This window comes from Chitinophaga sp., assembly GCF_039596155.1.
Classification (GTDB): Bacteria; Bacteroidota; Bacteroidia; order Chitinophagales; family Chitinophagaceae; genus Chitinophaga.
Genome location: NZ_JBCNKF010000034.1, coordinates 23,294 through 44,192, shown reverse-complemented (window position 1 = coordinate 44,192; position 20,899 = coordinate 23,294). Strand labels below are relative to the sequence as shown.

The 20,899-nt window shown below is 46.3% G+C and carries 14 protein-coding genes; 5 read left to right on the top strand and 9 right to left on the bottom strand.

Going from position 1 to position 20,899, the window contains the following annotated elements; translation table 11 throughout:
* Positions 1 to 21 precede the first annotated feature (21 nt).
* From ABDW33_RS26015 to ABDW33_RS26005, 3 genes are all read right to left on the bottom strand, one after another.
* Complete coding sequence (locus tag ABDW33_RS26015; protein WP_343693033.1) at positions 22 to 969, bottom strand: FecR domain-containing protein; 948 nt, start codon at positions 967 to 969, stop codon at positions 22 to 24.
* A 48-nt stretch (positions 970 to 1,017) separates the two neighbouring features.
* Positions 1,018 to 1,614, bottom strand: a complete 597-nt coding sequence (locus tag ABDW33_RS26010; protein ID WP_343693032.1) for a sigma-70 family RNA polymerase sigma factor — start codon at positions 1,612 to 1,614, stop codon at positions 1,018 to 1,020.
* 97 nt (positions 1,615 to 1,711) lie between these two features.
* Positions 1,712 to 3,874 carry a DUF6055 domain-containing protein gene (locus tag ABDW33_RS26005; RefSeq protein WP_343693031.1) on the bottom strand — a complete coding sequence of 721 codons (2,163 nt, stop codon included), beginning with the start codon at positions 3,872 to 3,874 and terminating at the stop codon, positions 1,712 to 1,714.
* A 403-nt stretch (positions 3,875 to 4,277) separates the two neighbouring features.
* Here ABDW33_RS26005 and ABDW33_RS26000 point away from each other — a divergent pair, with 403 nt between their 5' ends.
* Genes ABDW33_RS26000 through ABDW33_RS25990 form a run of 3 tightly spaced genes read left to right on the top strand, consistent with a single transcriptional unit; the run spans position 4,278 to position 7,620 of the window.
* Positions 4,278 to 5,714 carry a circularly permuted type 2 ATP-grasp protein gene (locus ABDW33_RS26000; protein WP_343693030.1) on the top strand — a complete coding sequence of 479 codons (1,437 nt, stop codon included), beginning with the start codon at positions 4,278 to 4,280 and terminating at the stop codon, positions 5,712 to 5,714.
* Positions 5,715 to 5,734: 20 nt separating this feature from the next.
* Positions 5,735 to 6,676, top strand: a complete 942-nt coding sequence (locus tag ABDW33_RS25995) for an alpha-E domain-containing protein (protein WP_343693029.1) — start codon at positions 5,735 to 5,737, stop codon at positions 6,674 to 6,676.
* Between the two features lie 11 nt (positions 6,677 to 6,687).
* Positions 6,688 to 7,620 (top strand): transglutaminase family protein, encoded by a 933-nt coding sequence (locus ABDW33_RS25990; protein ID WP_343693028.1) that lies wholly within the window; start codon positions 6,688 to 6,690, stop codon positions 7,618 to 7,620.
* 112 nt (positions 7,621 to 7,732) lie between these two features.
* Here the strand turns inward: ABDW33_RS25990 and ABDW33_RS25985 are convergent, their stop codons facing one another.
* From ABDW33_RS25985 to ABDW33_RS25975, 3 genes are read right to left on the bottom strand one after another with little or no spacing between them, the layout of a single operon-like run.
* A complete protein-coding gene (locus tag ABDW33_RS25985) occupies positions 7,733 to 9,154 on the bottom strand; it encodes an amino acid permease (protein ID WP_343693027.1) in 1,422 nt (473 codons plus the stop codon).
* 9 nt (positions 9,155 to 9,163) lie between these two features.
* Positions 9,164 to 10,612, bottom strand: a complete 1,449-nt coding sequence (locus tag ABDW33_RS25980) for an aldehyde dehydrogenase (NADP(+)) (RefSeq protein ID WP_343693026.1) — start codon at positions 10,610 to 10,612, stop codon at positions 9,164 to 9,166.
* Positions 10,613 to 10,632: 20 nt separating this feature from the next.
* Positions 10,633 to 11,538, bottom strand: a complete 906-nt coding sequence (locus ABDW33_RS25975; protein WP_343693025.1) for a dihydrodipicolinate synthase family protein — start codon at positions 11,536 to 11,538, stop codon at positions 10,633 to 10,635.
* A 449-nt stretch (positions 11,539 to 11,987) separates the two neighbouring features.
* On the opposite strand from ABDW33_RS25975, the gene ABDW33_RS25970 reads away from it, so the two are divergent.
* Complete coding sequence (locus ABDW33_RS25970; protein WP_343693024.1) at positions 11,988 to 12,863, top strand: AraC family transcriptional regulator; 876 nt, start codon at positions 11,988 to 11,990, stop codon at positions 12,861 to 12,863.
* Between the two features lie 148 nt (positions 12,864 to 13,011).
* Here the strand turns inward: ABDW33_RS25970 and ABDW33_RS25965 are convergent, their stop codons facing one another.
* A complete protein-coding gene (locus tag ABDW33_RS25965; RefSeq protein ID WP_343693023.1) occupies positions 13,012 to 16,374 on the bottom strand; it encodes a PQQ-dependent sugar dehydrogenase in 3,363 nt (1,120 codons plus the stop codon).
* Positions 16,375 to 16,621: 247 nt separating this feature from the next.
* Positions 16,622 to 18,856 carry a prolyl oligopeptidase family serine peptidase gene (locus tag ABDW33_RS25960; protein ID WP_343693022.1) on the bottom strand — a complete coding sequence of 745 codons (2,235 nt, stop codon included), beginning with the start codon at positions 18,854 to 18,856 and terminating at the stop codon, positions 16,622 to 16,624.
* A gap of 177 nt (positions 18,857 to 19,033) precedes the next feature.
* On the opposite strand from ABDW33_RS25960, the gene mgrA reads away from it, so the two are divergent.
* Entirely contained in the window at positions 19,034 to 20,029 is a 996-nt protein-coding gene (gene mgrA / locus ABDW33_RS25955; protein ID WP_343693021.1) for an L-glyceraldehyde 3-phosphate reductase, read from the top strand.
* 80 nt (positions 20,030 to 20,109) lie between these two features.
* On the opposite strand, the gene ABDW33_RS25950 is transcribed toward mgrA, so the two are convergent.
* Positions 20,110 to 20,871: a phosphosulfolactate synthase gene (locus tag ABDW33_RS25950; RefSeq protein WP_343693020.1), complete on the bottom strand. Its 762-nt coding sequence runs from the start codon at positions 20,869 to 20,871 to the stop codon at positions 20,110 to 20,112.
* Between the last annotated feature and the right edge of the window lie 28 nt (positions 20,872 to 20,899).

Below are 20,899 nucleotides of genomic sequence, written 5' to 3'. Positions count from 1 at the left end.
CTTTTGCTGCCCACGCCTGTTTTAATTTGTTGTTGGCATCCGAATGATCACCTGATCTGATTTAATTGTATATGTAATACCGGTCAGGCCGGCGAGTACTTTCAATACTTTGGCAAGCGGCTCCCGGGAGAAGCTGATCTTATAGTGTCCACCGTCTTTCCCGGCACCGGTCACTATCACAGGGATATTGTACTGACGCTGTAACTCCTGCCCTATTTCCGCGATACTGTTATTATTAAATTGGAAGATATTATTGCGCCATGCACCCGGCACACCCGTTTCAATGTCAGTTATATCGGAGGTACCACGCTGCAGGTGATGAACGAGCGTTTTATTGGCAGTGAGACAGGCGGCTATTACCTGTCTGTTCACTTCGTTCGATATCTTTACCTGCCCGGTACTTACGTCAATGGCCCAGGTATCTTCTTCAGGCCAGGAGCGGATATTAAAGGAGGTACCTAATACAGTGGTCTGAATACTGCCCGCGTGAATAATAAAGGGATGCCGGGCATCGGTAGCAACAGTAAAAAACGCTTCGCCGGTCAATGTGATGGAACGGCATTTCGTACCAAAGTCACCTGCAATCAACAGCGAAGTACCTGCATTCATCTGGACCATTGTACCATCTGGTAAGCGAATGGTCTTTCTACTACCTGCCGGTGTGCTTACCAGTTGATCTGCCATAGCAGGCACCGGCTTGTGATTAATGACAAAAAAAGAAAGTGTAGACCCCAGCAAAACGATGACTGCGGCTGCATACCACCAGTATAATTTATGCACGCGTTCAGGTGGTCTTATTTCCCGTAGTAAATTGGAAATAATTTCATCTTTCAGGCGTTCGCTATCATTTTCTGATAAAGGCGTTTCATTAAAAGAGGCATACCATGCTTCCACCAGCGCAGCTTCGGCAGGTGTAGCCTTACCCTCCAGGTATCGGGACAAAAGGAATTTCAGCTGTTGATTGCTCATAACACTCTATACATCTCCCGCCATGAAAAGAGGTACCGGAAAAGTATGTTAAGGAATTATGAAGAGTACGATGATAATGACACCTGTTATGTCATTGTGTTCTTTTAGATAAGTACGGAGGTAGCGTAAGGTAATAGATATATTATTCTTGACAGTCTGTTCGGAGAGAGAAAGCTGCAGGGCAATTTCCCGTGTAGAGAGCTGCTGGTAGCGGCTCAGGCGATATGGCAGGCGAAGACGATCCGGCATGCGGTTCAGGGCTTCATTCACCTGTTCCTCCATTTCTTTCGTTTCCAGTAGTTCAATAGCAGAAAAGGTCGTTTGTTGTGCCAGGGTCTCCGCAAAATAATCTTCGTTATATACAGGTGTTTGCGGGCGGCTGAAATGATCGATGATGCAGTAACGGGCGGCTGTAAAGAGATAGCTGCTCAGGCGACCATTATCGTCAGGGAGAATGGTATCGCGCTTTTTCCAGACAGTAATAAAAATTTCCTGTAAAATATCTTTCGTATCGTCTTCCTGTTTCAGGCGTGCGTATATATGGGTATACAGCTCTTCCCAATACCTGTTTACCAATGCAGTGAAGGCTTGCTGATCCCCAGTTTTAATGAATGCTAATAGCTGGCTGTCCGGATACTTTTCCATATAAGGGTACAAACATACTCACCGGATGTAAACTGAATATTAAGTTTAAAAAAGGGCCTCTGTAAAAACAGAGAGCCCCTTCATCTCAACATTCCAGTTATTTTGTGATCAGTAATTTTTTAGTATAGGTTTGGGCACCCGTTACTTTCAATACATACATACCTGGTTCCAATACTTTATTAATATTTACGCTGTGCTGTCCTTTTATTCCCTGTCGCAGCACTTCTTTTCCCTGGCTATCATATATTGATATTAGCAGCGCTTCTCCATCATCAAAATTGCGGAGACTCACATTAAAAGAGGTAGCAGCGGGATTTGGATATATGACCACCTCCTTTTCTGTAGTGGTTGCTTCGGCTACCGCAGCTATCCGGGCAGCTCCGCCAACGCATGCCACACTACCGGTAAATGCCATCTGTGCATTGGTAAACTGGGTATATGTACTATTTACATCTGTGTTCGATACATCACTGGCGCCTTTACCATCACAGTCACTGCGCCCATTGTTTGCATGTGGTACCTGTAAGTATACACCTGCGGTGCTACAACTACCGGTCTCGGCATCGCCGCCTACGGTCACGCCTGTACCCAATGTAACGCCCCATTCCATCGCATCACCTTTTACAATTGCACTGTTGGTAACGGTGCAATAACTCAGTAAGGCATTGTCCGTCACCTGCGCAGTACCTGAGCAGGTACTATTCCATACATTCGCATTGCCATTGATCACAACACTGCCTGATACGTTCGAATTTTCAACCCAGGCCCATCCATCTATGCGTGCAGTACCAGAGATATTGCTGGATCCCAGCACGATGGCATTGGGCCCTACATAGGCCGTGGATGCTACGGTAGCCGAATTCGCTACCCAACCTCCCCCATTAGCGTGTGCATGCCCGTTCGTTTTGTAAGCAGCGCGGAAACCGGGCTGGTATCCTTCCGGAACGGCATTGGCAATGCGCAGTTCATATGGATAACGTTTGATCTTCGGCCAGCCAGGCTCCCATGCATAAGAAGTATGTGTGGTAGGTGCTCCCATTACAACCAGGTACAACTTTGATTCGTTGCTGTTCAGTTGAAAACTGATCTGGCTTTCATTGGCACTATTGAGGTTACCGTACCGGGAAATAGTACCATCTGCCAGTTCGGTAACAAAGCCATAGCGCCAGCCTGCGGTACTATTCACTTCTGTATGTCCTTTAAACTTTACTGTTACCAATTTTGAGCTACAGGTAGGATATAAGGGAATGATATTATAACCATAATCCTGCGGTGCAAAAGCATCCGGCACTACATAGCGCCCGGTGCTGGCATTGATCTGTGTAAGCATCGTATTCAGGCGCCATATATAGTGCGGTTCACTGTTGATGTAGGCGTCGCGCTGTGCACGTATAATTCCTCCGAAACCATTCACGGTATAATCGGCCGTTGGCTCTCTTTTTACATACTCATACATAAAGTCATTTAACTGTGATTGTGTCCATCCCTTTAACCGGCGATAGGTCATCAAAGGATGCTCATTGGCAACAGACTCTTTCCAGAGCCGGTTGACCATGGAGATGCCATCGAACTGCTGGATGGTGAATAATAAGCGGAAAGCATCATAGTGATGCCGGGTGGAACTATAATGGAACATGGCAGTTCCCATCCACCTGGACATATCATCGGCGGCGAAACGGGGATACACCTGGGTGCGCATGTAATTGGCGTGGGTTTCCCAGAAGAAACCAGCGGGTTCATAATTGACAAATCCCCCACCGGCTGTATTTTCCTGAATGGAGATCATGCCCTGCAGGGAATGGGTCAGTTCATGACTGATCACACCCCCATCCCGGCAGGCATTGGGATGTACCCACATAGCGCCGATGGTATTGTCATAGGCACCTCCAAAGGCCCATCCACTGGGCCCATTAGTACCCCAGGTGTCGTTCATAACGATAATGATCTTGTACTTGCCAAGGTTCTTAGTACTGGTGTCAGAACAAAATTTGATGTCGGAAATGTACCTGGTGTAAATCTTCTCCAGGGTATCGCAAATAGACCTGGGATTAAAGGCCAGGTTTGCATCTGGATAATTGACGGGATCGGTGCCAACTACATTACCCCAGAAGACAATGAAATTCGTGGATTGATAAGACTTGCTGTATGACCAGGTATTGAGTGGGGCCGACGAAAACTCGGTGGGAATAAATACCGACTTCTGGGCGGCAGTGATACCTGTAATGAACAGGCATAATAACGACAGTACAGTTTTTTTCATGGGTTATGTTTTTTAGTGTAACAGATTTTCAGGGGGGCATGCGGGTGTGCGCTATTAAATTTAGGGCAATCTGGCAGGGGGTGCGGTACGGATATTAACAGGTTCTAGCCATATCATAACTAGTCTGGCGACGTCGGGGCCTTAGTGCAAACGGGGCATCAACAGTACACCATAAGGGCACCAATATATCACTTCAATATCAGGGAGATATAGAGGTGATATATTGGTGCCCTTATGGTGATGGTTTAATGACGGGTTGGTAGTATAGTCTGACTATACCTTAGCAAGGGTTTACACCTACCTCTTCAATACATTAAAATAAATTATATATTCGCTTTTTCTGAAACAACCCCTTCTTTTTATTATATTGTATCAAGCCAGTACCAAACCTTATCAACCGCTTATGGGATTTTTGGACCAATATGACCTCTCTCCAAACATTTGGGACGAGATGTACGATCGCAAACAGATACGGGAGCACTATCACAAAGTCTTTCATTCGCTGGAACAATTTGATGTCAATGCTCTCCAGCAGAAAGACCGGCTGGCTGGCGAACTCTTTATGAATCAGGGCATTACCTTTACAGTGTACAGTGATGACGCCGGAATAGAGCGAATTTTCCCCTTTGATATCATTCCCCGGATCATTACCGGGAAAGAATGGAACCATATTGAACTGGGCATTCAGCAGCGTTTAAAGGCCCTGAATCTCTTCTTAAAAGATATTTACAATGAACAGCAGATCCTGAAAGACAAGATCGTTCCTGCGGCGCTGATTGCCTCCTGTCCTCATTACACCAGGGAGGTATTTGGGATCAGGGTGCCGCACGACATCTATGTTCATATTTCGGGAATTGACCTGATCCGGGGCGAAGACGGGCAGTTCTATGTACTGGAAGATAATCTACGCACGCCTTCCGGGGTGAGTTATATGCTGGAGAACAGGGAGGTGACCAAGCGGATCTTCCCGGAACTGCTGGCGGCCAGTCATGTGCGCAGGGTAAGTAACTATCCCCTGATGCTCCATGAGATCCTGTTGCAAATGGCACCCGCGCAAATTTCCAATCCCAGTGTGGTACTACTTACGCCAGGAATTTATAATTCCGCTTACTACGAACATGCTTTTCTGGCACGTATGATGGGCATCACCCTCGTAGAAGGCCGGGACCTGGTCGTAGATAATCATAAAGTCTACATGAAGACAACGGAAGGCCTGGAGCAGGTGCATGTAATCTATCGCAGGATAGACGATGAATACCTGGACCCCCTGGTATTTAAACCGGATAGTGCATTGGGAGTACCCGGGCTGATGAATGCCTACCGAATGGGAAATGTAGCTATTGTAAATGCGATTGGGAATGGGGTGGCCGATGATAAAGCAGTGTATGCCTATGTACCACAGATGATCCGGTACTATCTGAATGAGGAACCGATCCTGCCCAATGTACCTACCTACGAATTAAGTGATCCGGAGCAACGCAAACATGTGTTTGACAATATAGAAAGAATGGTGATCAAGCGGACCAATCAATCTGGCGGGTATGGGATGGTGATGGGGAATAAAGTGACACCGGAGGAATGGATAAAAGCGAAAGCCGCCATTGAAGCTGATCCCCGTAGTTTTATAGCACAACCCATTATCAAGCTCTCCACCGTACCATGTTTTATAGACGGTACTTTTCAAGCCAGACATGTAGACCTGCGCCCTTATGCATTATGTGGGCCGCAGGGTGTGCAGATTGTACCCGGCGGCCTTACCAGGGTGGCTTTACGCAAAGATTCCCTGATCGTGAACTCTTCACAGGGAGGGGGTAGTAAGGATACCTGGGTTATTGATTAAAATATTAATATAGATCGTACATGCTAAGTAGGATTGCGGATTCACTATTCTGGCTGGCCCGTTATATGGAAAGGGCCGAAGGTTTACTAAGAGTAACTGCTACACATTATCTTCTCTCTCTCGACAAAGATGTGAATGGTGCCCTCACCTGGCAGTCAGTGCTGGAGACATTTACCACTGCTACACCAGCAGAGATAGAAGCGACCAAAAATCAGACTGCCGATGCGTTGAAATTATTGCTTACCAGCAATAGTAATTCCAATTCACTGAAGATGATCATTGGCAAAGCGCGCGAAAATGCAAGAGGTATACAGGATTATATTACGAAAGAAGTATGGGAGGAAGTTAACTCCTTTTATCATCTCATCAATCAGCCTACGCTTGACAAACGGTTATCCAGTTATGAAGCTGCTGATATGCTGGATCTTTTCACAAGACATAGTGTCTTGTATACAGGTATTACAGATATTACGATGGCACGCGGTACAGGATGGGGGTTTATGAACCTGGGGAAATATATCGAGCGTTGCTTTGAGACCATCGTGCTGACTAATAAACATTACCAGATGAATCATTACAAGATTCATGAAAGTAAAGATATAATGCAATGGCGGCAATTGCTCATGTCACTATCTGGATATGAACTGCATTTAAAGACTTATCGCTCTTCTGCGGATAATCACGATGTATTACACCAGGTATTGTTCAATGAAGATTTCCCACATTCAGTCGTATATTCTTTAGGCCGTATTGACAGGCATCTGCAGGATGTTACCAGGCGCAACGTCTCTGAAGAGAATGCCGCCTTGATGCGGTGCTTTGGGAGATTGTACAGTAAGGTAAAACATACTGACATGGATACGTTGAATAATCACACCTTACACCCTTACCTGGAAGAGTTGCGGGGAGAAGTATTGCAGTTTACCAAACTGCTGAGTCAACAATTTTTTTCTTACGCATAAGCGCTTGCCATATGCCAATATTCAGAATACATCATATTACCAGATACGAATACGACAGACCGGTCAAAGAAAGTGTGAACGAAATCAAGATCTTTCCTTCTCAATGTCCGGGGCAGGAAGTATTGCAACATGATCTGACTATTACAGGGTATCCGGATGTGCAGACGTTTACGGACTACTTCGGAAATAAGACAGGTGGATTTAATATACTGACTGCACACAAAACGCTGAAGATTGAAAGTAAATTACTGGTACGCACTACGGCCACTTCGCAGCTCCAATTGAACTTCCATTCGGGATTTGAACAATTGAAAGACGAGGTGTCCGGGAATTTACAGTTGCTGGAAATGGCGCAGACGGCACCGGTTAAAGCCCAGGAAACCATTACAGATATTATTACAACAATCAATGCAAACGGGAAAAGTGTGGCGGCTGTAACCGAGCATTGCAGTGAATATATTTTCAGGCATTTTAAATACATCAAGGGGATTACGAATATCGAGACTACGGTGGATGAGATCCTGCAACATAAGGCCGGTGTGTGCCAGGACTTTGCGCATCTCATGCTCCAGATATTAAGGAGTTGCCAGATCCCAAGCAGGTATGTGAGTGGGTACATCTGTCCGAATAAGGATGGATTGCGGGGTGAAGGAGCTACCCATGCATGGGTGGAAGTGTACATTCCAGGAACCGGCTGGGCGGGAATAGATCCCACAAATAATGTGTGGGTAACAAACAAGCACGTAAAACTGGCAGTAGGCCGGGATTTTAAAGATTGTACTCCCGTGAAGGGCACGTTTAAAGGACCCGCAAAGCAACAATTGTCAGTATTCGTAGCCGTGGGGTATGAAGATGGCTATGTGTTTGAGGAATTGAATAATGTACACCTGCAGGGGCAGCAGCAGGAAGAGGTACAGAAGGAAGAAGGAGCTGGTCAACAATAAAATAGTACCTGCCTGTAACTACCCGGACATATGGGAATGTTTACATGTGGCTAATCCGCCGGGAACAGATCAATGCTGCCTTAGCTGTAATTGATCCGTTCCCGCAGGATTACTACGACAATGCCTTGTTAATTGCTACTTTCCCTTTACCAAAGAAATAATAAGCCGGGATTCCCAATAACACGATCAATAACCCGGGCCAGGTATTCCCGAATCTATACACCAGCAAAGACAAACAAATAATCGTCGCTGCTATGATATACAACATCGGGATAAACGGGTATCCGAATGCCTTATAGGGTCTTTCAATTTCAGGCCTGGTAAGCCTCAATCTGAAGATCCCCGTAATGGTCAGAATGTAAAAGATCAGCACTACGAAGATCACATAATCCAGCAGCTGTCCGTATTTTCCACTAAGGCACAACAAAGAAGCCCATGCACACTGACTCCACAATGCCTTGCCCGGTACTGCATTCTTATTCAGCAATCCCATTTGTTTAAAGAACAATCCATCTTTCGCCATCGTAAAACATACACGTGCGCCAGACAGGATCAATCCATTTACACATCCAAATGTAGATACCATCAATAATACCGCAATGATCATCGTTCCATTGTTCCCAAAGATCTTTACCGCAGCAGCCACACCTACCCTGTCATTTTCTGCAAAAGCGATTTCATGCAGGGGCAGCACTGCCAGGTAAATCAGGTTTGTAGCAATGTAAATAGTGGTCACCAATAAAGTACCGAAAAACAAACTGCGGCCGATATTCCGCTCAGGGTTCTTGATCTCCCCGGCTATAAAAGTCACGTTGTTCCAGCTATCGCTACTAAACAAGCCCCCCACCATACTGGCAGCAATGGCACCCAACACGGCGAATCCTGAATAAGACACCAGTTGTGAAGGCTCCATTTTATTAAATCCAAATCCACTCTGCCAGTTGGCATCCCACACCTGTCTGCTTGCGGCAAAGCAGCCAAATATAATCAGTGCCAGCAATGCAACAATCTTGGTCAAAGTAAAGATTGTCTGAATCAACTTCCCTTCTCTCACACCACGTGTATTTATAAATGTGAGAAAGACAATTAGCAAAATAGACGTAACCTGTGCAGCGGAGATTTTTACAAACCCCAGATCTGCCAGGATATTCGTCTCACTCAAAACAGGGAACCGGAAAGCCGTGAACCTTGCAAATGCCACTCCCACCGCTGCAATGGTACCAGCCTGTATGACCGTAAAAAAACTCCAGCCAAACAGGAACCCTGTCAGGTCGTTAAACGCTTCTTTCAGGTATACATACTGTCCGCCTGCATGTGGAAACATGGCACTCAATTCGCCATAGCTCACAGCCGCTGTAATGGTGAGTACTGCTGTAATAACCCATATCAGTATCAGCCAGCCGGCCGAACCTACGTTGCGGGTAATATCTGCACTCACGAGAAAGATCCCGGAGCCGATCATAGATCCTGCTACGATCATTGTAGCATCAAGCAGGCCAAATGAACGTTTAAATGATTTTGGTTGATCTGACATAGGTATTTTTTATCTGGTAAACTCGTTATCGACAAGTCGCCATATTCCCAGTGGATTTGATTTCTTTAATGCATCGGGCAACATATTATCTGTAAAGTTCTGAAAACATACGGGGCGTACCCAGCGACGAATAGCACTGGTACCTACACTCGTAAAGCGGTTATCGGTAGTAGCCGGATAAGGGCCTCCATGCACCATTGCAGCGCAGACTTCCACACCGGTAGGCGCATTATTCAGTATGATCCTGCCTGCGAGCGTGGCCTGCAAGGCGATCAGTGATTTGTAAATAGTGGTATCCTTTTCAGTCCCTACCACTGTTGTGGTAAGTTGTCCTTTTAGACTTTTGAGTACCTTCTCCAGTTCTTCTTCGTCGGCGCATGCTACCAGTAAAGAGTAGGGGCCAAACAATTCTTCTGCGAGATGTGGATGTTGTAAAAATTCCGCCCCGGTAGTACGGGCTACCGCAGGCCATGCTTCCAGTTCTGCGGGTTCAGGTGTCTGACCTACCAGGGTTACACATTCCTGGGAAAGAACTTTGGACCTGCCTTTGGTATAGGCAGTATAGATGCCTGTATGCAACATCTTTGCAGGTGCACTGGCCGAGATAGCACCACCTAACATATGCGCAAAGTTGTCCAGCGCATCGCTCTGTATACCGAGCAGTAAACCGGGGTTGGTACAAAACTGTCCCATACCAAGTGTGATGCTGGCTGCGAAAGTCTGGGCCAATTGCGCTCCCTGTGTGAGCAATGCATCAGGATAAAAAACAACCGGGTTCACACTGCCCATTTCAGCGAAGACAGGAATGGGGGTTTCCCTTTGTGCAGCATATTGCAGCAAAGCTTTTCCACCATTGAAAGAACCGGTAAATGCAACTCCGGTAGTCGCCGGATCCATGACTAACTGCTTACCTGTTTCATAGCCTTCATCAGCTACATGCTGTAAGGTATGGGCAGGCAATGCTGATTTTTCTATAGCGCTGGCAATGGCTTCGTATGCCAGTAAGGAAGTCCGGGGATGAGCAGGATGCCCCTTTACTACCACGGTAGCACCGGCAGCAAGGGCACTGGCAGTATCTCCCCCCGCGGTAGAAAACGCAAAAGGGAAATTGCTGGCGCCGAACACCACAACCGGTCCAACAGGCAATAACATTCTGCGAAGATCAGGTCTGGCAGGTGTCGCTTCAGGCCGGGCGGAGTCAATAACAGCTTCTACCCAGCTGCCTTCGCGGAGCAGTTCGGCAAATAGCTTCAACTGGTTAGTGGTGCGGGTCAGTTCACCATTCAGACGGGCGGCAGGCAGATTGGTTTCTTCGCCGGCTGTCTGTACCATTATTTCTCTCTTTGATTCAAGTTCTGTGGCGATGGTTTCCAGGAATGCAGCACGTACAGCAGGGGTAACCTGTCTGTACGTTTCAAAGGCCTGTGCGGACTGCTGCATAATCTTTTGTATCTGCATGCGATATTATATTGTAAATGTTAATATACGGGCAACTGTGGCCTTTTGGCAAGTGCGTTATTGATCACCGCAAGGATCTGTTCTCTCTCCTTACCTTCCAGTGGCAGGCGTGGCGCTCTCACAGCTTCGGAACCGAGACCTACAGCCTGCTCAGCCAGCTTGATATATTGTACTAATTTAGGATGTAAATCTAATTCGAGCAAAGGCAGGAACCAGCGGTAGATAGTCAGCGCTTCTGCGATTCTGCCTGCTTTGGTAAGGCGATAGATAGCCACTGTTTCTGCAGGGAAGGCACATACCAGTCCTCCAACCCAACCATCTGCCCCGAGCATGATCTCTTCCATGGCTAACGTATCAACACCGCAAAGTATTTTAAAACGGTCCCCAAATCGATTTATCATACGGGTTACATTAGAGACGTCCCTGGTAGATTCTTTAACGGCCTGTATGTTGGGATAAGCGGCTAACTGTTCAAAAATGTCCAATGTAACCTCAATCTTATAGTCTACAGGGTTATTATAGATCATGATAGGCAGGTCGGTAGAAGCAGCTACGGTTTTGAAGAAGGTAGCAGTTTCTTTTTCATCGCTCTTATAGCGCATAGGCGGCAGCAGCATCAGCCCTTTTGCACCCCATTTGGCGGCAGCTTCGGCCTGCTTCACGGCTTCGCTGGTAGCACCTTCTGCAATATTCAGTACAACCGGGATCTTTCCGGCTACCTTTTCAACCGCATATTTTGTGAGGGTTTCTTTTTCAGCGATGCTAATGGTGCTGGCTTCGCCCAGTGATCCGCCGAGGATAACGCCGTCAATACCGGCTGCTACCTGTGCATCCAGATTCTTGCCAAACAGAGGGAGGTCTAATTCATCTGATGATGTAAACTTGGTGGTAAATGCAGGAAATATTCCTTTCCATTCAATAGCCATAGACTGTGTGTTTTTTTTTCAAAAATATCTACTACGATGTAAGGGGGCCGCTCTAATAGTAATCAATTATTAGTGAATTTTAACCTCTTTGACTGACGGGCGATTGCGACTGCGGCCCTGCCCGGATACCCACATCTTGCACAGGTATGCGGCAGGCCTGCAACGAGCTCAAACACTGTACTATTAATAAGTGCAAAATACGGTAATCAGGATTTTATCCATCATTGCCCGGATTTTAACCTGTATAAGATTAATATTATGAAATTTGGGTTAAAATCTGTAATATTGAGAGGACGAAATTTTAATTGTGCCATTAACACTCATTTTTACCTGATAGAAGGGATCAACCAAAACATTAAAATAGGGCCACATAAGAAGGGATTTCTGCTTTTTTACCTGTAAACCGTTTTTGCAAGTACCTGCTTGCTGTGACTTAAAATTACTTTACGATGAAAGTGTTACAGTTTACTATACCTGTTCCGCTGGACAAATCGATCATTGTTCAAAAAGATGTAATGCCTTTTTTTTATCCTCATTTGCACAGGCACCAGGAGATCCAGATGAGCTGGATCCAGCAGGGAGAAGGCACCCTGGTAGCGGATAATAACATGCATGCTTTCCGGCCAAATGACATCTTCTGGCTGGGGGCCAACCAACCGCATATTTTTAAAAGTGAGGCATCCTATTTTCAGCCGAAGAGCAGGAAGAAAATAGTGGCATTGGTCATCTTTTTTAACCCGAATGGAGAATTGGCATCGCTCTTTAATTTACCGGAGACGAAGTTGCTGAAGAATTTCATTCAACAAAGTCAGTCAGGTTTTAAGGTACCGCCTTCCTATACAGCAGAGGTATCGAGCAAGATGATGCAGATTACAAATAGTAGTGGAACGGATCAGTTATTGCAGTTTGTTGATCTGCTCAAACAGTTGTCCGGCTACACAGATATGACTCCGCTGGCCACTGCGCAGAAGACTCAAATGGTCACTGAGCATGAGGGGATCAGGATCGGGAATATCTATAATTATATTATGCAGAATTATGATAAGCCGATTACGCTGGAGGATGCGGCCAAACAGGCACATATGACACCACAGGCATTCTGCAGGTTTTTCAAGAAGCATACGTTGCATACATTCGTTTCTTTCTTAAATGAAGTGAGGATTAATGAAGCGTGCAAGAAGCTGACCGATGGGGCATTTGACAATATTGCCACGGTGGCGTATACGTGTGGATTCAATAGTATAACGAATTTTAACAGGGTGTTTAAGACGGTGACAACGCAATCGCCGAGTGAGTATATGACGAGTTATTTTCAGAATGTATGATATCTGTGCGAGCCCGCCTTCAGCGGTGGAAACAGTATTGTATGGATAATCCGGAAAGGTGGTATTGAGAAAGATTTGTTTAATTATAAGTTCTCTTTTTTTCCAAATAGAAATGATGGAGGTCAGCGTTGACCTCCATCATTTTTTGCTACAACTTAATAAACTTCCTGTTTATCTTCTTTTCACCTTCTTTAAATTGTATGATATAAGTACCCGGAATCAGGTTGCTTACATCAATTTTACCACCTTCTGAACGCAGATAGCTATTCTGGCCATTTGCGACATTCACAATTGTAAAGAGACCATCTTCAGACAGTCCGCTGATAGTAAGATAATTATAAACCGGGTTAGGGTAAATTTTGAAAGCCTTCTGCGCTATAGCAGCTGTTGGCTGGGCAAAACTGGCTATTCTGGCGGCACTGTTGCCATACACTTCCAGTTCGAATATAGAGTAACCGTAGCCGGTAGTTCTGGCGGTACCATATATCCTCAGGTAACGACCTGCTCCGGTTAAACCCGTATGGTCATTAACCAGGTCATTATTACCCGTAACGGCCTTCAACCTGTTCCAGTTGCCAATGGTGTCTGCTATCTGAATGAGGTAGTCTTTGCCCTTGGCATTTTCCCATGTGATCTTCACCTCACTGATATTATACCTTGCTCCCAGGTCAACATAGATTGAGGAAGGGTCTTCGAACGCACTTGACCAGCGGGTGGTCATGTCACCATCTACTGCTGCCGAACCAGGCATAGTTACCGCATTTTCATTACCTGACACCACTACAGTCTTATTCAGCGCCAGGTTATTGCTGCTACCGTTAGTCACTGTAACGCTTACGGGTATAGAGGTGGCATTAAGCCCGGCAATGTCTGTTGCTTTTGCAGTGAGGGAGTAGGTACCTGCCGGAACATTGGTCCAGGTGAAAGTATAAGGAGCATCTGCATCCTGTCCTATCTTAGTGGTACCCTGATAAAATTCTACATTGGTAACTGCTGCTGTAGCATCTGTTACGGAGGCAGCTATTTCGATATTTTCACCTGCTGAGAAAGTCGTATTGTTTGCAGGGGAAGTCAGGCTCACAACAGGCCCTTCGATGCTACCTGCCAGTGCAAACGTGAGGTAGTTTACATTGAAGTCTGTTGCATCCAGCGATACGCGCAGTACCTTTACGCCTTTCGTTAATACCGGGGTAGTCACCGAAACCGTCTGCCATGCCTGGAAACCACCGGTAGCTGGTACCGTAATATTGCCGGAGATGTTCTGACCATCCAGCTCCACGTGCATAGACTTGGCAGCACCCGGATTCGCAACCCGAACAGATAAGGTATACTGTGCAGTAGTTGTTACATCGATCGTATACTCCAGCCACTCTCCCGCTGCTACATATCCTATATTAAAGCCTCCTTCTGAACAGTTTTCAAGATCTACATCTTCGGTAGTACGGTATTGGCCACCTGCATTACCGGTAGAGTTATCATGATAAGCAATGCCCTCTCCGCCAAGGTCGAAGTTTTCAATTTCGATCTTGCCTGGGATAGGTGCAGGCGTTGCGAAATAAGGATTCTGCAGACTGGCACCCAATGCGTAAGTAGCGGTGAACGTACTGTCCTTCTTAGGCACGCGGATCGTTTGACTGGCAGCGCCACCATTACTCCAGGATGCAAATTCATAGAACCTGCCATTCAGCACCTGGGGGGTCACCGCTTCCAGGGCAATCGGGGTGTTTACTACCAGCGTCTTCGTAAATGGCGCCGTGCTCTGCGCGCCGAGAATGAGTTGTAAACCAGGAACGCTGGCGGCGGCGGTGATGTTTACTTTATTAGGAATGATATCGACTGAATCTATACCGGTGCGTCCCTTAGAATCACTTACCGTGAGCAGGATACGTAACCATACGTTCGGAGAAGTTTCGCCACCATTGTCGGCGATGAAAGTACCGGAGGTAACACCATTAGGTACGCCGGGACCTGGGTGATAGTGCATATTGTTTGGACCATCCTGGTGATAGAAACGTACTTCCCACTGGTACTTACTGGCTGGAATGGTTCCATCTTCTGCATCGGTAGCTGTACCGGCAAATCGAATGGTATCGCCCACACTCCAGGTGCGTGTAGATAATGGAGCAGTGATGTGTGGTACAGGGCGGGCATTGAACGGCAATACTGTCAACTTTGCATTGTCACTGGTATCTCTGCCTGCGCTATTGCTCACTATACAGCGGTAATTAGCAGAGTCACCTGCTGCCACTGCTGCTATTGCAAATTTACTGGCAGTTGCACCCGCTATGTTCACACCATTCTTCTGCCACTGGTAGGCTAATGGCAGGGCGCCTGAAGATGTTACAGAGAATTCAACAGGGTCGCCTGCTACGATTGACTGGCTCTGGGGCTGATTTACAATCACCGGCAATTGGGTGGTGTCGTATTCAAGGCGATACAAAGAGCCCCCGTTGCCATAATAGACAAAATAGATATTACCATCCAGGCCTACGCTGGTACCCAGCACGCTTCTGAAGTTTGTGGTAGAAAAAGTGGTTGCACCGGCACCGGGGTTAGTAGCATCCACACTTTTCAACCAATCGGAACACCAGTCAGAAAAATAAAAACGGTTCTTGTACTCAGCCGGATATCTGGTATTTACCGGATTAAAGAACACTCCTGAAGTGATAGCACATCCCCATCCATCATGCGGATAAGCAAATACAGGAGCGATAGTAGAATCAGGTTGTTCCGGCCCTGATTGTCCCTTCCCATCCCAACCATAGTTATAATGTTTGGTAGAATCCGGGGCCGTTACATCATCAATTTCTTCATAGTTACCGCCTACGTTGACAACAAAGATCTTTCCTGATACCGGGTCCAGCGCCATTTTCCACGGGTTGCGCATACCGATGGCCCAGATACTTCGTTGCTGGCGGGAAGCATTGGGTGTGTTGTAATAAGGATTGCCGGGAGCCGGTTGCCCGTCGTCGGTGAGACGAAGAATTTTTCCGCGATAGGTGTTTAGTTTGGTTGCTTCAGCGGGTGCATTACTTTCTCCGATGGCTACATACAGATAGTTGTCTTTAAAGAGGATAGCGCCACCATTGTGAAAGCCATTGATAATAGGATCAAACTCCATAATGCGGGTCGTGCCGGTGACCTGGTTGGCAGCGTTGATGGTGACGCGGTCCAGGTAGTGCACAGTGCTGGCTGCATTGGTGTAGAAGATGTAGAACTGACCGTTGGTAGCAAACTGCGGGTGCAGTGTCATGCCTAACAGTCCCTGTTCATTTGCGGTAGTGGTTGATACTGTGTGTACGGTTGACACAGTACCGTTTTGATAGACTTTTACATTACCGCCACGTTCAGCGATAAAGATACGGCCGTCGGGAGCATGCGCCAAGGCAGTGGCTTCGTTGATATCCTTGCCGGATAACTGTTTGAGTACAAATGCCGATGGCAATTGACTATAAGCAGGGCAGGCATAGAGAATGATCAACATCAGAATGGTGAGTAGGTTTTTCTTCATGTAAGGATTGTTGATTAATGAATATAGGAGGATATGTTAAAGGCATGGTTTAGGCTATCAGAGGATATTGTCTTTGATAATGGTCGTTGTAAAATAAGAAAGTTATTGGAGGTTATATGTCAGAAAAATGTAAAACGTGGTTAACTTATTATTATGAAATGCCGGTAGATACCGGCATTTCCGCAGAAAAGAGATGTATGTTTATAGGGATCGCTGCAGCCAGGTAAATTCCGGTCAGCGAATGTCATCAGTTTCTATCAGGTGGCATCACCCCCAATAAATTCCTGACAAAGAAATCCCGCTTCTTCATTCTGCCATAAGGTCCTCCATCACTGTGCCCCATACCAGGTACGACGAGCAGGTCGAAGTCTTTATTTGCTTTGATCAATGCATCCACTACGCGATAGGTCGATTCCGGGGGCACGTTACTATCTGCTTCGCCAACGATGAGGAGGAGTTTACCTTTTAGTTTTGCAGCATTGGTTACATTCGACTGTGCTGCATAATGCGGTCCTACGGGGTATCCCATCCATTGTTCATTCCACCATTGCTTATCGACCCTGTTATCGTGACAACCACAGGCTGATACAGCAGCTTTGTAAAATTCAGGATGGAACAGTAAAGCGCCGGCAGCATTCTGACCACCGGCGGAAGTGCCGTAGAGACCTACACGGGTAGTATCTACATAAGGATACTTCGCGGCGAGTGCTTTGATCCAGCGTATACGATCAGGCAATCCGGCATCAGCCAGGTTTTGCCAGCATACATCATGAAATGCTTTGGAGCGGTTCGCAGTTCCCATTCCATCGATTTGTACAACAATAAAACCTACTTCTGCGAGACTCTGCATTTCACTATAGGTCATAAATGTCTTTGGCACGAAAGCATCTTGTGGTCCTGCATAAATGTTTTCTATCACGGGATATCGGCGGGTACTATCAAAGTTGCGCGGACGGCATACGACTCCCCATATGTCGGTCTGCCCGTCGCGGGCTTTTGCCGTGAACACTTCCGGAAGCCGGATACCCGTGGCAAAGTAGTCACCCAGGTCTGCCCTTTCTACTTCCATGATCTGCTTACCGTCTGAGGTACGATGTAAGGAAGTGGCAGGTGGTAAGTCAGGACGGGAATAAGTGTCTAAGTAATATGCCCTGTCCGGAGAAAAGCTCAGGTTATGTTGTGCGTTTTCTTTGGTGAGCGATACAAGATGAGACCCATCAAAATTAATACGGTAGTAGTGAAGATTGTAGGGATCTTCGCCGGGGTTCATACCACTGGCTTTGAACCATATTTCTCTTTTACTTTCGTCCACACTGTCAATATCACGTACTACATATGGCCCTTTGGTGATTTCGTTTTTAATCGAGCCTTTGATAGCATCAATTAAGTATAAGTGATACCAGCCATCTTTTTCAGAAGACCAGATAATTTCGTTGGTAGCTTCGAGATAGTGCGTGAAGATGCGGGATTCGTAAATAAATGTGTTTGTTTTTTCATCTACAAGATCGCGGGTAGAGCCATTGGTGGCATCGACTTCAATGATGCGAAAACGTTGGTGACCGCGATCTGCCTTTTCATAAGTAAAATAGCGGGGATTGTCTTTGCGCCAGCGCAGGTAAGGCTTTCCCAGAAAATCATAGATCGGCGTGTTTACCCTGGTGACCTTTTTATCCGAGGGATTAAAGATGAACATTTCGAAGGACGTGAAGGGATCACCGGGTTGGGCATATTCTTCAGTATCCAGGCGTGCACGTGTCTGATCAGGAAGTGAGGACAACAAATGATGGATTGGTTTTATTACTTCGGGGCGGATGCGATAACCGACAAAGTATTTACTGTCAGGAGACCATTTCAGGGCACCATAGGGTTGATGAATGCTCCCATCGGTGGTGAGTTGGATAGCATCTGTAGCACCTGATGATTTTAGAAATACGTTGCCGTCCTGGATAGTTGTGATCCACTCCTTGTTGGGAGATGAGGTGTCAGAAGCGGTATTGTCATCGTGAAAAGCCCAGCGGGGAATTTCGCGGAAGTTGGTTTGCGGGATGGTGCGATCAGGTGCTGCAATGGTTATGCATTGGCCGTTTTTATATTCAAACCATTGATCTTTGACAGCGAATTTCAAGGAACGTTTATCAATAATAATATCCGTGATGGGAAGATGCCTGGCATCATATTTTTTCAATGCAGCAGCTACTTTTACGTGATCGAAGGCAGGTACTTTTGTACCTTTCACCGCATCGACGAGTATGAATTCGACAGCGCTATCTGCCAGTAAATTTTTATACCAGAATGTTTTGTTATCAGCCTGCCAATGTGGTTTGACAGTAGTTTTGTAGGCTTTACCACGAATGATGGAATCGAGATGAGCGGCTGCCTGGTAAGCCGTTTTCTCTTCAGCAGCAGAGGGCTGAAAAGGCGGTAAGGATTGAGCCCTGGCGAATGCAGGGAGTAGCATGATTGACAGGAAAATCTTTTTCATAATGATAAATTTAAGGGATGCAAGGTCAGATGGGTTTGCAGATTTTAGCATTTTGTGCACAGAAGTTGCGGAAATTTCAATCGCCTTATGAAGCAGTTGGATGGCTGAAGGAACGGATAACCGGCTTGAGAGATTAATTAATTAGCACTATCTTGGGCCTTCTAAATTTTCACGACTATGAATGCTTATGTACCTGCTGGTGACCGGTATGATTCCATGCAATATAACCGTTGCGGGAAAAGCGGCATCAAGCTCCCGGCCATATCACTGGGTCTTTGGCACAACTTTGGTTCCATCGATACTTTTGAAAACGGCAGGAAGATTATACGCCGTGCCTTTGACAGAGGCATTACCCATTTTGACCTGGCAAACAACTATGGTCCTGTGCCAGGTTCTGCCGAAGAGAATTTTGGGAACATACTCAGGAAAGATTTCACCGGCTATCTGAGAGATGAGCTACTGATCTCAACGAAGGCAGGTTACCATATGTGGACGGGACCTTACGGCGAATGGGGTTCAAGGAAATATATGTTGTCCAGCCTGGATCAGAGCCTGAAAAGGATGCAGCTGGATTATGTAGATATTTTCTATTCTCATCGTCCGGATCCTGAGACCCCGATTGAAGAAACAATGGGGGCACTGGATACGGCTGTAAGACAAGGAAAGGCATTGTATGTAGGATTGTCGAATTACACAGCGGAACAAACAACGGCAGCACTTGCAGTATTGAAATCGCTGGGTACACCCTGCCTGATCCATCAGCCAAGATATTCTATGTTTGAAAGATGGGTGGAGAACGGGTTATTGGATGTACTGGAGAACAACGGTGTGGGATGTATTCCATTTTCACCGCTGGCACAGGGATTACTTACAGATAGATACCTGCATGGTATTCCGGAGGGATCCAGGGCGAGCAAGCCAACCGGGTTCCTGAAAGCGGAGCAGATCACACAGGATAAACTGGACAAGATCAACAGGCTGCATGCGATTGCACAACGGAGAGGTCAGTCACTGGCACAGATGGCGTTGTCATGGTTGCTGAAGGACAGGAGAATTACGACAGTATTAATCGGGGCCAGTTCTGTGGAGCAACTGGATAATAACCTGGGTGCGCTGGAGAATTTAAGATATACCGTGGAAGAGCTGGAAGAGATAGAAGGCATTCTGCGATAGATGGCACAGAAAAGCTGTATTGATAGCTGAAATAAGATACAATTTCGGGTGGCGGGGTTTATCCTGCCACCCGAATTCGTTTATAGGTAGAAATGGAAGCTGTCACCTCTCAATCCGACTCTCATCGCTTCGAGGGATATTACCTCATTGGCAGAAATATTACCCAGGTTGGCATTGCAACCTACCAAACGCAGAAAATACAGCTGTTGATCTTTGCGGGGTGCTTCCCAAATGATCTGCTCACCCGGGATCTTTGTCAGGATCTCCTGTACCAGCCCTTCCCTTACTTCACCGGAATCACGATACAGCCCTACAGTCCCCTGCTCCCTTGCTTCCGCAATTACGTACGACGCACCGGCATCCATTTCAGCTTTCATGAGTTCAATCCATTTGTAAGGAGGTGTGATGTGCTCACGATCTTTATCCTTGGACCCTACCTCACTCAATACAGTGCCTAATTTCGCGAGTTTTTCTATATAGCCGCATTTCTCAGCATGTGGAATGTTGAGTGATCCGTCAGATACTTCAAAATACTTGATACCATATTCCTTAACTACATTGAGGTAATCGTCGAACTGGTTGCGGATGATAAAAGCTTCGAGCAGTAAACCACCAAAGTAGACAGGTACCTGGTGAGAATGAAACAGGTCTATTTTTTCCTTCAGGTTTGGCGTTACATAAGCCGTACCGAAAGCGAGCTTGACCATGTCCACATGCGGTGATGCAACGGTTAAGAAGTCTTTAGTGTCTTGCAGGCTAAGTCCTTTGTCAGTTACCATTGTGATGCCGTAAGAACGGGGCCGCTGCGTACGTTCCGGCATCTTGTCCAGGTTAAAGTTCATTTTCCTAATTTTTTATCTTCCGGGGCAA